Below are 12,236 nucleotides of genomic sequence, written 5' to 3' on the forward strand. Positions count from 1 at the left end.
ATGATACTATTCGATTATAGTATACCCTCCTGCTCGCGGGAGATCATCTTTACAGAAATGCGAATGGCACAGCAGTTGAGAGCAAAGATGATTGTGGATCCAGCTTCGAAAGTAGCAGACATCGACAAGCGCATTTAAACTAGACAGATGGGATCAGAGTCTTTCCCCAGCCTCACATCCCTAGTTCCCAGTCTGTAGTTCGCAAAGGGATTGGGGACTTTTCACTGGAGATGCTTGGTCAGAGCTTCGATGAAGGAAGCCGCCGCCAGTGACAGTGCGTGATCCGGCAGCGTGATGATGCCGATCGATCTGGGAGGTATGGGTTGTGGTATCGTTAACTTCACGAGCGTGCCGACCTCCAGGTCAGCGGCTGCGAAATCTTCGGTAACGAAGGAAACGCCCATACCTTTCCGAACGAACTCGAGGAGCAGATCGACGCTGCCGACTTCAATATCAGGCGTAACGGTGTGGCCGTATGTTTGCAGGATGGCATGGAAGAACGATCGTGTCCGGCTCTGCTCGGAAAGCAGAACGAAGGGAAGCTGGACCAGATCTGCCAGCGTTCCCTTACTGCTGCCGAAGCGTGCTGCGTACTCGGGTCCGGCGATGAAGCAGTCCTGAATCGGTCGGATCGCCTTTACTTGGACCTGCGGCCCAGCCGGCAGATGAACGATGCCGCAGTCGATGGCCCCCTCCTGCAGGCGGGAGGAGATGTCCTCGCTCTTGCCGTGCGACAGGCAGATGCGAATGCCGGGGTACTGGAGGCGGAACGTCTCTAGGAAGGGCAGCAAATAATGCTTGCACAAGGAGTCGCTTGCACCCAGACGGACGATTCCGGCGTGATACGTCTTCATCTCGGCAATGACGCGCTCGCCGGCTTGTAACAAACGATAAGACTGCTGCACATAATCGAACAACGCTGCGCCTTCCCCAGTCAGCTCGACTCCCTTGGCTTTGCGTACGAGCAAGCGTACTCCTAGCTGTTCCTCCAACTGCTTGATCGCGTAACTCGCACTTGGTTGTGTCATATAGAGCTGCTGGGCAGCTTTCGTGATGCTGCCTGTCGAGGCCGCATGATAGAACACCTTGTAATAATCCATCGCACTCATGATATACAACCTCTCTATGGGTAACATGCAATTTATCAATTATTTCTATATCTGTTCCTTCTCTATAATAGAAAATAAGCACACAACGTGCAACATTCTACTATGGAGAGGTGTTCCCAGATGTCCCACACAGAGCCGGATCACGATGCTCGTTCGCCATGGGCGAGTCCAATTACAGAGGCAGAGGTGGTGATTCATCCACCGCTGCATCCACCCGACGGAGCTGCCGTCACCGTTCCCGGCAGCAAGAGCTTCACCAACCGCGCGCTCATCCTCGCGGCTATGGCGCACGGCAAGTCGTCGCTACGCAATCTGCTGCGCAGCGACGACGCCTACTGGTGCCTGGACGCGCTCGCCAAGCTCGGCGTCGGTGTCACTATCGACACCGCGGCCGAGGACAGCGCGGTGGAGATCCAAGGCACTGGCGGGCAGTGGCCCATCGCCAGTGGCAGCTTGTACATGGGCGCGGCGGGCACCGTCGCCCGCTTCTTGCCGGGCGCGCTCGCAGCTAGCGCGCAGGGCAGTTGGCGCCTCGCGGGCAGCGCGCGCCTGAGCGAGCGGCCGATCGCGCCGCTGGTCGACGCGCTGAACGCGCTCGGCGCGCGGATACGCTACTCGGGAGCCGAGGGCCGGCTGCCGCTTGCGCTGGAGGCGCAAGGGCTTGCGGGCGGGAGCGTGACCGTATCCGGGGCTGTGTCCAGCCAGTTCATTAGCTGCCTGCTGCTCGCTAGTCCGTATGCTCGCAGCATGACCGAGATTCGGGTTCACGACGGGATCGTCCAGCAGGCATACGTCAGGATGACCTTGGATCTGATGCAGCAATTCGGCGTTAGTGCTCAACATAATGACAGCCTGGATCATTTCATCGTACATCCGCAAGCGTACACGGGACAGGATATCGCACTGGAAGCAGATGCTTCAACCAGCTGCTACTTTCTGGCCTATGCGGCGCTGACAGGCGGGTATATCCGCATCGCGAATCTGAGTCAGAACACACGCCAGCCGGATATAGGGATGCTGAACCTATTTCAGAGAATGGGGTGCAAGGTGGAGGTTGGGGACGAAATGGGCATCGAGCTGTGGGGGCCTGCGGACGGACGGTTGCAGGGTGGATTTACGGTAAGCATGCGAGAAATGTCCGACCAGACGCTGACGGTAGCTGCTCTTGCACCGTTCGCGGATGCGCCGATCACCATCACAGAGGTCGAGCACATTCGTGCGCACGAATGCGACCGCATCCAAGCGATGTGCGAAAGCTTGCGGAAACTCGGTATTCAAGTGGAGGAGCGGCAGGATGGGATGACGATTTATCCGGGTACGCCGCAGCCGTCCGTCCTGCACACTTACGACGACCACCGCATGGCGATGTCGCTAGCGCTGATCGGTGCACGAGTGGGCGGGATACGCCTGCAAGACCCGGGCTGCGTCTCGAAGACGTGCCCGACCTACTTCGACGAGATGCGGAAGCTGGGCTTGCGGGTAAGTTAAGTGGGGGAAGGGGACGGCTGTTGCAGCTTGCCTTGGCGGAACTGATCGATGCAAGCTTTGCAGACGCAGGCTTGACCTCGTTGTTCGGGTGGGACTAGATCTAGCAACGGCTTCGGAATCCGTTCGGGTTCCACCATGCACCAGCAAGACCCGCCGGATAGGACGGCGTTGATCTCGCATAGATTTTCGTTATTGCATATCGGACAGATGACTGCTTCTGGATTGATCATTCGTGCACCTGCTTTGCTGGATTATCGAACTCCATTATAACATAGGATTCGTTGGAAGCAGTCGTCGCAGACCATAACCTGTGAAGCTGCTTCTTCATTTTTCACACGAATTCATTTACAATAAATACCTGTTCTTGTATGATTAACGAATCATTCAGATGGAGGGACGTCTGTATGAGGAGACTAGTACAACTGGTGTGCATCGTGGTTGCTTTATCCGGATGTTCCCGACACACTGAACCTATGAATCGAAAATCTCATAAGCAACATACAGATGTTTTTTGGAGGGATTAATCAAACCCTATGACCCATACCTTATATCACTATTACGAGACACACATTGGACCATTCCGAAATCTCTCCAGCTTATCGACCGAGGAAGCACTGACCATTTCCGAACAAATTAAGCGAGAAGCGAGCACATTTGCAAGCAAGAGACCGCCCGACTACATCACAATCAGAAGAGACTTGGAACGAAAGGCTCGAGAGTTATTTATTGCAAAAGGTGGTAGACCTAGCAGCGCATACCCGCATTACATGACCCTTGACGCTTGTGATTGGCTAGAAACTTGGTATAGGAATCCAGGTAGACTATGTATTAGTTTGGAACAATTTCCGGACGATTCGATTAGCTTCACATACGGGGATCTATTCCCGACGATGCGATACGAGGATGGTAAGCCGTACCGCAAGCAAGTGTATACGAAGCATGAAATTAAGGATGTCATTGCACAATTCGGTATGCCTCAGGAATGGAATTGTCTTGGAGATCAAGGGCCAGAACGATATATTGAGGTGCAGATCTGGGATGAACAAGTAATCGAGAAGTTCAAATTGTGACATAGAATAAGAATTTCGAGGTGAGACCATGATATCCAGGCCCGACATTCCGTACAAAGCTCAACTCGTTGCAACCCAAGAATTATGGGAACCCCTCTGGCGGTTGAAAACAAGATTAACGGACGCGGAGTCCAGCCTGCTTCACTCTTCAGCACTTCGCAGACTTCAATACATCCATCATAGTGGATGCAGTTTCATTAATACGCAACACAATGCTACCCGGCTTCAGCATACGCTTGGCGTCTTTTCATTAGTCGCCTATTATTGTCCGGATTGGCTTGAATTAAGGGTTGCCGCCTTGTTACATGATATTGGTCATAGTCCCTTCAGCCATACACTGGAACAGCTCGCAGGAATCGATCACCATACTCAGACAGAACGGTTACTGCATGCTCCCGAGGTGAGTGGAATCTTGTTAAGGTATGGGTTTCGACCTACTGAGATACTAGACATCATCAATGGAAGTATAGCGAGTCCCTTGTGCAACAAGGCGAATATGTTGAATCTCGATCACTTGGATAGTTGGGTGCGAAGCGGTCATCTAACGGGCGTGCTCACCATTCCGACACAAGAGTTGTTAGCCAATCTAGTCGTTCAGGGATCCTGCATTTCCGCTGATCCAGATACGGCTGAGCTACTCTTGCAGTTGATTATTTCCGAGGCAATGTTTCATTGTTCATCCACTAATATTGGCCCCCATACGGTGTTGAAGAACCTGGTTGCCCGATTAATCGAGCATCAAGTACTTGCACCGGAGGAGTTGGTCCTGCAGACGGATAGTTGGCTGGAATCTCAGCTCATGAATTGTGAACGGACAGCAGGAGAGACGAAGCGATTATTTTACCGACCTCATGAAATAAGGGTTACACGGGATCATAGTGCGGCACCCGACACGGCCTATATAGCTGTTCAAAAGAAACTGTATTTGTCTACACCCGCGATCAGAGGAGATGAAGGGTTACTGAACACATTACCGTCCTTCCCATTACTTGATGAAATGACTTCCTTGTTGGGCACTTATTATGTATTCTGGGAATGTGGGGAATAACGCATCAAACGCTATAACGAGTGTGGAGGAGGCCACGAATCATTTCGCCGTGGATGCAGCCTTCACTACTCGTTTTTTCTTCGTTTCGACAGGGTGAACAGCAATGTTCTGACAGCAGGTCTTCTATTGCATAAATTTGTATTGTCACGTTGGAAAGAATATGGTAAGATTTCGTCTAGTGATAATGATTATCAATATTAACGAGAATGATTATCGTAATCAGACATCGTGGAGGAGTTTTTACCAATGAAGAAAGCTGTTGCGCTTCTGCTCTTACTTGCCATTATCGTCCTACCTGCATGCTCATCCAAGTCTAACGACAACCATGCATCAACTGCATCACCAACCCCTGCTGGAAGTACGAAACCTGCGGCGAGTGCCGACCCAAGCAAGGTATACAATCTCAGCAACGATGGCGTAGACCCTGCCGTATTCGCCGAGAAGTTGAAGCAGTTCCCTGAACAAGTACCTACGCATGTAGTAACGACGTCCGTCGCCTTGGCTGAGATGCTTCATCTCCTCGGGATCATGCCAGTAGGCGTGCCAACTTCGACGAACCCTCTGCCAGACGATTTGAAGGCAGTCAAACGGATCGGCTCTTCCATGCAGCCGGATCTCGAAATTGTATCGAGCCTCCAAACCGATCTACTGCTCGGTGCAGAATCATTGCGCAGCACACTGGACAAAAATTTGGAAGGCATCAAGCTGAACAAATCGTATTTACCTACCGACTCGTTTGAGGATCTGAAGCTCAGTATTAAGGTACTGGGTACATACTTCAAGAAGACGACTGAGATGAACGCGGTTCTTACGAAAATTTTGGACCAAGAAAATGCTCTAATCCAGAAGACCAAGGGGAAGAAGCCACCTACGGTTATGCTGATCATCGGTACTTCGGATTCCTTCATGGTTATGAATGACAAGTCCTATCTGGGCAGTCTCGTCAAGCGGACGGGCGCTGATAATATCGCAACATCCGTGTTGAAAGCGACCTCGACCTATTCGGCTATCAACATGGAGAGTGTTCTTACCGCCGACCCTGATATCATTCTAGTACTGGCTTCGGGCGACCATGGCGCGACTGTAGATAAGTTCAACAAGGAAGTTGAGAAGAATACCGCCTGGACCAAGCTGTCCGCGTATAAGAATAAGAAAATAACAGTCTTGGATTACAGTGTCTTCGGTGTTACTTCCATCAAGAACGTCGATCAAGCTTTGACGCAAGTATCCAGTTATATGTACCCATAAGCCGATGAGTGACCAGGTGATTAGCAAAACTCGGAACCGGACCCTCATTATTCTCACCTTCGTCCTTGTAGCGGTTGCTGCGGTTGTCGCAATGGGACTCGGCAGCGTGTCGATCTCGATTCCGGATATCTTGAAGACGATCGCAGGCTCACCCGCCAAGGCGTCGTACGATACGATCATCTGGGATATCCGCTTACCACGTGTACTGCTGGCCTTGATCATCGGCGCGAATATCGCCGTCTCTGGTGCTTTACTGCAGGCTGTTATGGGCAATCCGCTCGCCGATCCTGGGTTGACGGGTGTTACGAGCGGAGCTGCCGCCTGCGTGCTGGTCATTATGCTCGCCTTCCCGGAGCATACCCAGCTCATCCCGATGGCCGCCTTCATTGGCGGTCTGATCGCCGCCGGTATCGTATACTCCCTAGCTTGGCGACGTAACGGCATAGCGCCAGTCACGATCATCCTGTCCGGCGTGGCGGTGAATGCCTTGTGCGGCGGGGTCATCGGGTTCCTGACGATTATGTATAGCGATCGTTTACCGTCTGCCGTCCAATGGCTGAACGGCAGCCTAGCCGCGAAGGGTTATCATTCCCTGCTGATGGTGTACCCGTACGCAATCGTGGGCTGGATATTATCCATCTTCGCGATCCGCAAAGCGAATATCATTCGGCTCGGCGATCAGGTCGCATCGAACCTCGGTGAGAATACGAATCGCATCCGGATTATGTTATCCTTACTCGCTGTATTCTTGTCGGCCGTCTCTGTTGCAGCGATCGGGATGGTAGGGTTCGTCGGCCTCGTCATCCCCCACATGGCCCGGCTGCTGGTCGGCTCCGACTACAAGTACATGATGCCGATGAGTATGGCGCTGGGGGCGCTCGTCCTGTTGGTTGCTGATACAGGAGGCCGTACTTTGTTCGCGCCCCTGGATATCCCATCCGGCATTATTATGGCGGCAGTCGGCGCCCCTTATTTTCTGTATCTAATGCGGAGGAGGACGTTCTGATATGTTAACGGTGGAGTCGATCTCGATTCGGTATGAGCAGAAGAGCATCATTAACAACTTCTCGTTCTCTGTTAAACAAGGAGAGGTAGTGACGATCATTGGTCCGAACGGCTCTGGCAAGTCGACGCTGCTGAAGGCGATTTCCCGGACCCTTCCTTACCATGGTGGTAAGGTGAAGCTGGAAGGTGTGGATCTTAAGTCGCTCAGCGCCAAACAGGTCGCGCGAACCATGTGCATGCTCAGCCAGAAAAATCTGGCTCCTTCGGACATGACGGTCGTCGATCTCGTCTCGTATGGCCGATACCCGCACAAGAAATGGTATGAAAAGTTAAATCAGGACGACACGGACATCGTCCATTGGGCGATTGAGAAAACCCATCTGTCCGCCTACAAGGACCGGACGGTCGTTTCTCTATCCGGAGGCGAGTCCCAGCGTGCCTGGATCGCGATGGCGCTAGCTCAGCGCCCCAAGGTCTTGCTGCTAGACGAACCTACCACTTATCTGGACATCTCGCATCAACACGAAGTGCTAGAGCTGGTGCGCGAGTTGAATCGGGATATGGGCATGACAGTCGTTATGGTGCTCCACGATCTCAATCAAGCGTCCAGCTACAGTGACAGCATCGTAGTCGTGAAGGAAGGCGAGAAGGCGATGCATGGGGAGCCCGATCAGGTCATGACGGCTGATATGATTCGTCGGGTGTACCGGATGGATGCCGAGATTCAGTATGTCGCGACAGAGAAGAAACCTCGCATTCATCTGTTAAGTACAGTCAAATAAAGCTTCGATGTAGCTATTCATTCGACCCTATAATGGAGGAATTCACAATGATGAAAAAGCCGGTAGATGTAGAAAAGAACAAGGAAAACTACTTGAACTTCATAGCCAACCGCAAAAATCTGATCCTAAGCCTGATCGACGACGAAGGCAAGCCGTTCATCAGCTACGCTCCGTTCGTTAAGAAGGAAGGCAAGCTGTACATCTACATTAGTCAAATCGCGGACCACTACCGTTATATGGAGAGCAACGATTATGTGGATGTCCTGCTTATTGCAGACGAGTCCGAGACGAACAATAAATTTGCTACCGAACGGGTGCGCTGGAGTTGTACGTCCACGAATATCGGCAACGATGGGCATGACGACATCTTTGAGTTGTTCAACGAAATCCATGGCGCCAAGATGGTTGATCTGTTGCGCACGCTCGACTTCTCGCTGTTCGAGATGACTCCGCTGCAAGGCCGTTACGTTGTCGGCTTCGGCATGGCGTTCGATCTCGATCTGGAAGCGAACTTGTTCCAGCATGTAGTCGTAGACAAGAAGAAGGAAGCCGAGACCAAATCCTAAGGAGTGTGCAAGTTGATGACAACAACCGTATCTACCGTTATCCCAATTTGGCAAGCGTTGCAAGGGCGGTTCTATAAGACGGTGAAGGCATTGCCGGAACAAGACTTGAGCCTGCAGCAGGGTACATCTACGATCGGGTCTATGCTTTACCATAACGCGGAAGTGGAGTACATGTTCGCGGAATGGTTTTTTGGCAAAAGCATGCCGGAGCACATCAAGCTTGCCCGAAGCCAGGAGAAGACGGCAGACAAGCCCTCGTACACGAATCTAGCTGAGCTGGTCGACTTGATCGGGGTCTCGAATGAGCATCTCATCGAAGCGATGAAGGAATTGCCCGAGGAAGCCTGGCATGTCCATGTCGAGTCCCCTGCCGGAGGATCGACTCCATTGGAAGCTGTGGGCCGACTGATGTATCATACAGGCATTCATGCTGGACAAATATCGCTTATTCAGAAGCAAGCGCGCGCTCAAGCTAGCGATGCTTAGGCGGCCGGAATCAGCAAATGTGAGCTAGAACAAGAGGACTGCCGAGATCGATTCGGCGGTCCTCTTTGAGTTATGTGAGCCGTTACTTACGGCGCCCGTATTGCTTGGCAAACGATAAGATCCGCCTGTACAAGGTTTTGTCCTTCAAGCCCTTGAGGGGATAAAACTGAGGACTTGTGTTCACTTCTAGAATCCACATGCGACCCCGGTTGTCCAAAGCTACGTCTAGTCCTAGCTCACGGAAGCCTTTGATGTGTCTGGTGAAATTGTTGCCAACGGCGACCCCCAACCGTTTCAATTGCCGTTCCTTGCGATGGATCTCCGATGGTTTGTAGCCGGCCCCCTTCATGGTAGGCGTGAAGAAGTCTACTCTCCCGCCTTGATTATAATTAGTGGCGACTTTGCCCGGCTTGCCGATCTTCGAGAAGACACCCGTACTGATCCAGCGACCTGCATTCGTCTTCTGCACCATGACCCTAATGTCGAAGGGGTTTCCGTTCGTTCGAGCCAATTGGACACCCTTCTGCAATACATAGGATCGTCTTTTGGCGTGAGCTTTCAGTTTGCGATAGAGCTTCTCCTTGGTTGCGTATCGCGTTTTGACGGTATGAAGCTGGCTTTGGTACCCGAATCGTTTGCGTTTAATTCGAATGACGTTCGACCCTCCGCTTCCGTTCGAAGGTTTGAAGAAAACCGTAGCATAACGGGTGAGCATCGAACTCAAGTTCTTTTTGGTAAAAAGCTTCGTATGAGGAACATGCTTGCGTAAGCTCGGCTGCTTCAACAGCCATTTCGTTTTGACCCACTTGCTTCTCATGTTACTGCTTCTATAAGACATGTTGCCTACTCCTCCCTTGTCGCAAACTCTTCCTCATAAGTTATGAGAAACGACAAGAGCTCGTCACAGCTAATGCCTAAGTCGGTATCGGCGGACAAGGCGTTAGGGCCTCCAGCTCGAAGAGAACAAAGAAATGCTGGCCCATGGATAACGGCTTAGCGGTGATAACAATATCGATCACACAGCATAAAAGGCTCCTGCGAATACAACCGCAGGAGCCTTCTGCAACGATTCAGCAAGTATAACTCCGCTGATTGTTCATCGTTTCGTCTCGGCAAACGCACGACGTAAAAGGACGCCGTCAGACGTTCATCCTTGTGCATGCAACATCGATTAGTCTAAACAGATGAAACTGCAACTCTGGATCGGGAGATGAGGGGAACATTAGTGTACTGACTCTATTTCTTTATTTTTTTGCCAGCTTCTCGATCTGATCCCGATGCAGACCGGTCAACTCAATTACTTCCGATAAAGAGAACCCCTTGGACAGAAGATTTTTAACAATTTCCGATTTCCCCAGTTCAATCCCTTGTTCAATTCCTTGCTCAATCCCTTGTTCAATTCCTTTTTCAATTCCTTTTTCAATTCCTTTCTCGATGCCCTCATCGTAACCCCAACGTTTCCAAGCTGGCATCAGCTCCATCAATTGTTCGCCTTCCCTCGGGTTTTCTTCGCGTAATTGTTTCATGATCGACTCATCCTCCTCTTGCACAGGTTCAAAATATAGATCTGCAAACGACATGATCAAAGCGATTCGTGCCTGGTCCAACCGTTTACTTAGTCGTAGAATCATTCTCAAGAAAGCAAGTCTAACTTGACGTCTCTCACTTCTATTGTACCCCATTTTACTGAGTAGCGCAGCGGCTACTGGATTATCCGAATCAATGAAGTTTCGCCACTCGTACGCTCTCAGTACTACTTTCAGGAAGTCAAAGGTAAGGATATTGTGCGTAGGCAGCGACATTACAAGTGATTTCGACTCCTGACCAGGGTCATCATAGGTGAAAATAGCAATAGGGATGATCACTTTATGTTCGTGGCGATGCCGTTCGAATAGTCGACTAAAATATATAAACATGCGCTCGGAGAAATTAGTATCCTTGTAGGATTGAGTCTCGGTTAGGATCAGAATGTACGCTTCTGAATCGGATAACCGAGTCTCTACTAATAGATCCAGTACGCGTGTCTGTTCTCCAACTACATCGACCAACATTTCCTGCATGAGCAAGCGGGTGTGCGAAGGATCAACCAGACTCGATACATCCGGAAAAAAGAGATCCAGAAACTCATGGAAAAACGTCTGTAGCAGCTTTTTGAAAGCTTCGTCATGCGGCTTATTTACTCTCATCGACACGGTCCTTCCATATATTATCTTGGATCTAGCTCGATTATACCAAACATATGTTCTTGTTTGTAGTGGTGTTGGGTAATGTTTTCTGAAATTATGTTCACGGTCTGGCTCTGCGGTCACAGACTCTTTATGATTCGAATGATACCTTTAGGGAGAAAGTCGGACTTCACTCGGTAAATGAGTCTACGACTCAAGTCGAGTACAAAAAACATCCCTGGGAACGAAGTTGATTTCATTCTTGCGCCTGTTAGTTAGATCACCTTGATCTTATACAGTTAGAGTATCAAATCAAGGAAGGATCTGACATATAATGCGCAATCAAATACTTGGAGGACCGAGTCCGAAAGTCAAATTATTTCAAGGCGAAAAATGGCTAATGTTGACAGGACTGCTGGGCTTACTGCTTGCAGGGATTTGTGAGGTATGGGTACTGCTGTATGGAGGAACGGTTTCCCCTGATGGTGACGTTTCGAAAGCGGTCTCCTTTAATGCAGCATTGGGAATATTTCTACTATCGACGGCGGCGATCAGTCCACTAGCAGTAATGAGAGCGAGGAGTAAGGCGTTCTTTCGATGGTCTTACATCGTCCTGGCTCTTTATTCTTATGCTGCGGAAACGGTGCAAAATTTTCGTGGTGTTAACCCGAGATTTGCGTATGACGGATCAGCTTTCGATGTCGGGGTCGGTTCAGGCTTCGCATTAGTTGCCTTGCTGTTGGTATTGTATTATTTGTTCTTCGCAATCCAGTATTTCCGTCGGAATACCAATAAGCTCCGACCAGAATTGGTGATGGGCATCCGCTACGCGATGATTGCCGTTCTGCTCTCGTTCGCAGCAGGAATCTGGATATCTGTCAACCAGAGTCGTTTCATTGGTCTTCATGGGAATATAATATGGCTGCACGGCCTTGGATTCCATGCGCTGCAAGTCATGCCATTGGTCGCTTGGTTCGCTGAACGCACATCACTTTCCAACCAGATGCGAAGCAGAGTGATCCATCTAACCGGCATAGCCTACTTACTCGGATTAGCTGCGATTGGATACCAGACTTTACTCGGGCAACCTATTCTGGAGTGGTCGACACTTCCACTTCTAGCTTGTGGGTTCTTCCTATGTACAATCGTATTAGGTGCTTTCATGCTGCTGCACCAAGCGACGAACCGTACGGGGATGTACCAGAATGCAGGAATGCGATAGTTGAAAAGAGGACACTCCCTGTTCGGAGTGTCCTCTGTACGTTCAGC

Annotated in this window: 13 protein-coding genes; 9 read left to right on the top strand and 4 right to left on the bottom strand. The window is 50.6% G+C overall.

Going from position 1 to position 12,236, the window contains the following annotated elements; all coding sequences use genetic code 11:
• Positions 1–221 precede the first annotated feature (221 nt).
• A complete protein-coding gene (locus AC1DWB_RS07230) occupies positions 222–1,109 on the bottom strand; it encodes a LysR family transcriptional regulator (protein ID WP_477540363.1) in 888 nt (295 codons plus the stop codon).
• Positions 1,110–1,229: 120 nt separating this feature from the next.
• On the opposite strand from AC1DWB_RS07230, the gene aroA reads away from it, so the two are divergent.
• Positions 1,230–2,597: a 3-phosphoshikimate 1-carboxyvinyltransferase gene (aroA, locus tag AC1DWB_RS07235; RefSeq protein WP_477540364.1), complete on the top strand. Its 1,368-nt coding sequence runs from the start codon at positions 1,230–1,232 to the stop codon at positions 2,595–2,597.
• Here aroA and AC1DWB_RS07240 read toward each other — a convergent pair.
• Positions 2,594–2,827, bottom strand: coding sequence for a cysteine-rich CWC family protein (locus AC1DWB_RS07240; RefSeq protein WP_477540365.1), 234 nt, complete (start codon positions 2,825–2,827; stop codon positions 2,594–2,596). The two genes, aroA and AC1DWB_RS07240, sit on opposite strands and share 4 nt — an antisense overlap.
• 303 nt (positions 2,828–3,130) lie before the next feature.
• Here AC1DWB_RS07240 and AC1DWB_RS07245 point away from each other — a divergent pair, with 303 nt between their 5' ends.
• From AC1DWB_RS07245 to AC1DWB_RS07275, 7 genes are all read left to right on the top strand, one after another.
• On the top strand, positions 3,131–3,667 hold the full coding sequence (locus AC1DWB_RS07245; RefSeq protein WP_477540366.1) for a hypothetical protein: 537 nt from the start codon (positions 3,131–3,133) through the stop codon (positions 3,665–3,667).
• Between the two features lie 103 nt (positions 3,668–3,770).
• Entirely contained in the window at positions 3,771–4,715 is a 945-nt protein-coding gene (locus tag AC1DWB_RS07250; protein ID WP_477540367.1) for an HD domain-containing protein, read from the top strand.
• Between the two features lie 246 nt (positions 4,716–4,961).
• Entirely contained in the window at positions 4,962–5,963 is a 1,002-nt protein-coding gene (locus AC1DWB_RS07255) for an ABC transporter substrate-binding protein (RefSeq protein ID WP_477540368.1), read from the top strand.
• Between the two features lie 16 nt (positions 5,964–5,979).
• A complete protein-coding gene (locus AC1DWB_RS07260; protein WP_477540369.1) occupies positions 5,980–6,969 on the top strand; it encodes a FecCD family ABC transporter permease in 990 nt (329 codons plus the stop codon).
• A gap of 1 nt (position 6,970) precedes the next feature.
• Entirely contained in the window at positions 6,971–7,750 is a 780-nt protein-coding gene (locus AC1DWB_RS07265; protein WP_477540370.1) for an ABC transporter ATP-binding protein, read from the top strand.
• A gap of 47 nt (positions 7,751–7,797) precedes the next feature.
• The gene (locus AC1DWB_RS07270) at positions 7,798–8,316 is read left to right on the top strand and encodes a HugZ family pyridoxamine 5'-phosphate oxidase (RefSeq protein ID WP_477540371.1); all 519 of its coding nucleotides are present in this window, start codon (positions 7,798–7,800) and stop codon (positions 8,314–8,316) included.
• A 15-nt stretch (positions 8,317–8,331) separates the two neighbouring features.
• The gene (locus AC1DWB_RS07275; RefSeq protein WP_477540372.1) at positions 8,332–8,802 is read left to right on the top strand and encodes a DinB family protein; all 471 of its coding nucleotides are present in this window, start codon (positions 8,332–8,334) and stop codon (positions 8,800–8,802) included.
• An 82-nt stretch (positions 8,803–8,884) separates the two neighbouring features.
• On the opposite strand, the gene AC1DWB_RS07280 is transcribed toward AC1DWB_RS07275, so the two are convergent.
• Both AC1DWB_RS07280 and AC1DWB_RS07285 read right to left on the bottom strand, forming a co-directional pair.
• The gene (locus AC1DWB_RS07280) at positions 8,885–9,640 is read right to left on the bottom strand and encodes a YheC/YheD family protein (protein ID WP_477540373.1); all 756 of its coding nucleotides are present in this window, start codon (positions 9,638–9,640) and stop codon (positions 8,885–8,887) included.
• A 406-nt stretch (positions 9,641–10,046) separates the two neighbouring features.
• Positions 10,047–10,988, bottom strand: a complete 942-nt coding sequence (locus tag AC1DWB_RS07285) for an Rpn family recombination-promoting nuclease/putative transposase (protein WP_477540374.1) — start codon at positions 10,986–10,988, stop codon at positions 10,047–10,049.
• A 313-nt stretch (positions 10,989–11,301) separates the two neighbouring features.
• Between AC1DWB_RS07285 and AC1DWB_RS07290 the strand changes: the two genes are divergently transcribed.
• On the top strand, positions 11,302–12,189 hold the full coding sequence (locus AC1DWB_RS07290) for a hypothetical protein (RefSeq protein WP_477540375.1): 888 nt from the start codon (positions 11,302–11,304) through the stop codon (positions 12,187–12,189).
• The last annotated feature ends 47 nt before the right edge of the window (positions 12,190–12,236 follow it).

It is taken from the genome of Paenibacillus sp. P4_E11 (assembly GCF_056401635.1).

Bases quoted from the DNA above. Each gene is read 5' to 3' on its own strand.
- AC1DWB_RS07270 (WP_477540371.1), top strand. From the start codon at position 7,798: ATGATGAAAAAGCCGGTAGATGTAGAAAAGAACAAGGAAAACTACTTG.
- AC1DWB_RS07230 (WP_477540363.1), bottom strand. From the start codon at position 1,109: ATGAGTGCGATGGATTATTACAAGGTGTTCTATCATGCGGCCTCGACA.
- aroA (WP_477540364.1), top strand. From the start codon at position 1,230: ATGTCCCACACAGAGCCGGATCACGATGCTCGTTCGCCATGGGCGAGT.
- AC1DWB_RS07275 (WP_477540372.1), top strand. From the start codon at position 8,332: ATGACAACAACCGTATCTACCGTTATCCCAATTTGGCAAGCGTTGCAA.
- AC1DWB_RS07285 (WP_477540374.1), bottom strand. From the start codon at position 10,988: ATGAGAGTAAATAAGCCGCATGACGAAGCTTTCAAAAAGCTGCTACAG.
- AC1DWB_RS07255 (WP_477540368.1), top strand. From the start codon at position 4,962: ATGAAGAAAGCTGTTGCGCTTCTGCTCTTACTTGCCATTATCGTCCTA.
- AC1DWB_RS07245 (WP_477540366.1), top strand. From the start codon at position 3,131: ATGACCCATACCTTATATCACTATTACGAGACACACATTGGACCATTC.
- AC1DWB_RS07240 (WP_477540365.1), bottom strand. From the start codon at position 2,827: ATGATCAATCCAGAAGCAGTCATCTGTCCGATATGCAATAACGAAAAT.
- AC1DWB_RS07290 (WP_477540375.1), top strand. From the start codon at position 11,302: ATGCGCAATCAAATACTTGGAGGACCGAGTCCGAAAGTCAAATTATTT.
- AC1DWB_RS07265 (WP_477540370.1), top strand. From the start codon at position 6,971: ATGTTAACGGTGGAGTCGATCTCGATTCGGTATGAGCAGAAGAGCATC.
- AC1DWB_RS07280 (WP_477540373.1), bottom strand. From the start codon at position 9,640: ATGTCTTATAGAAGCAGTAACATGAGAAGCAAGTGGGTCAAAACGAAA.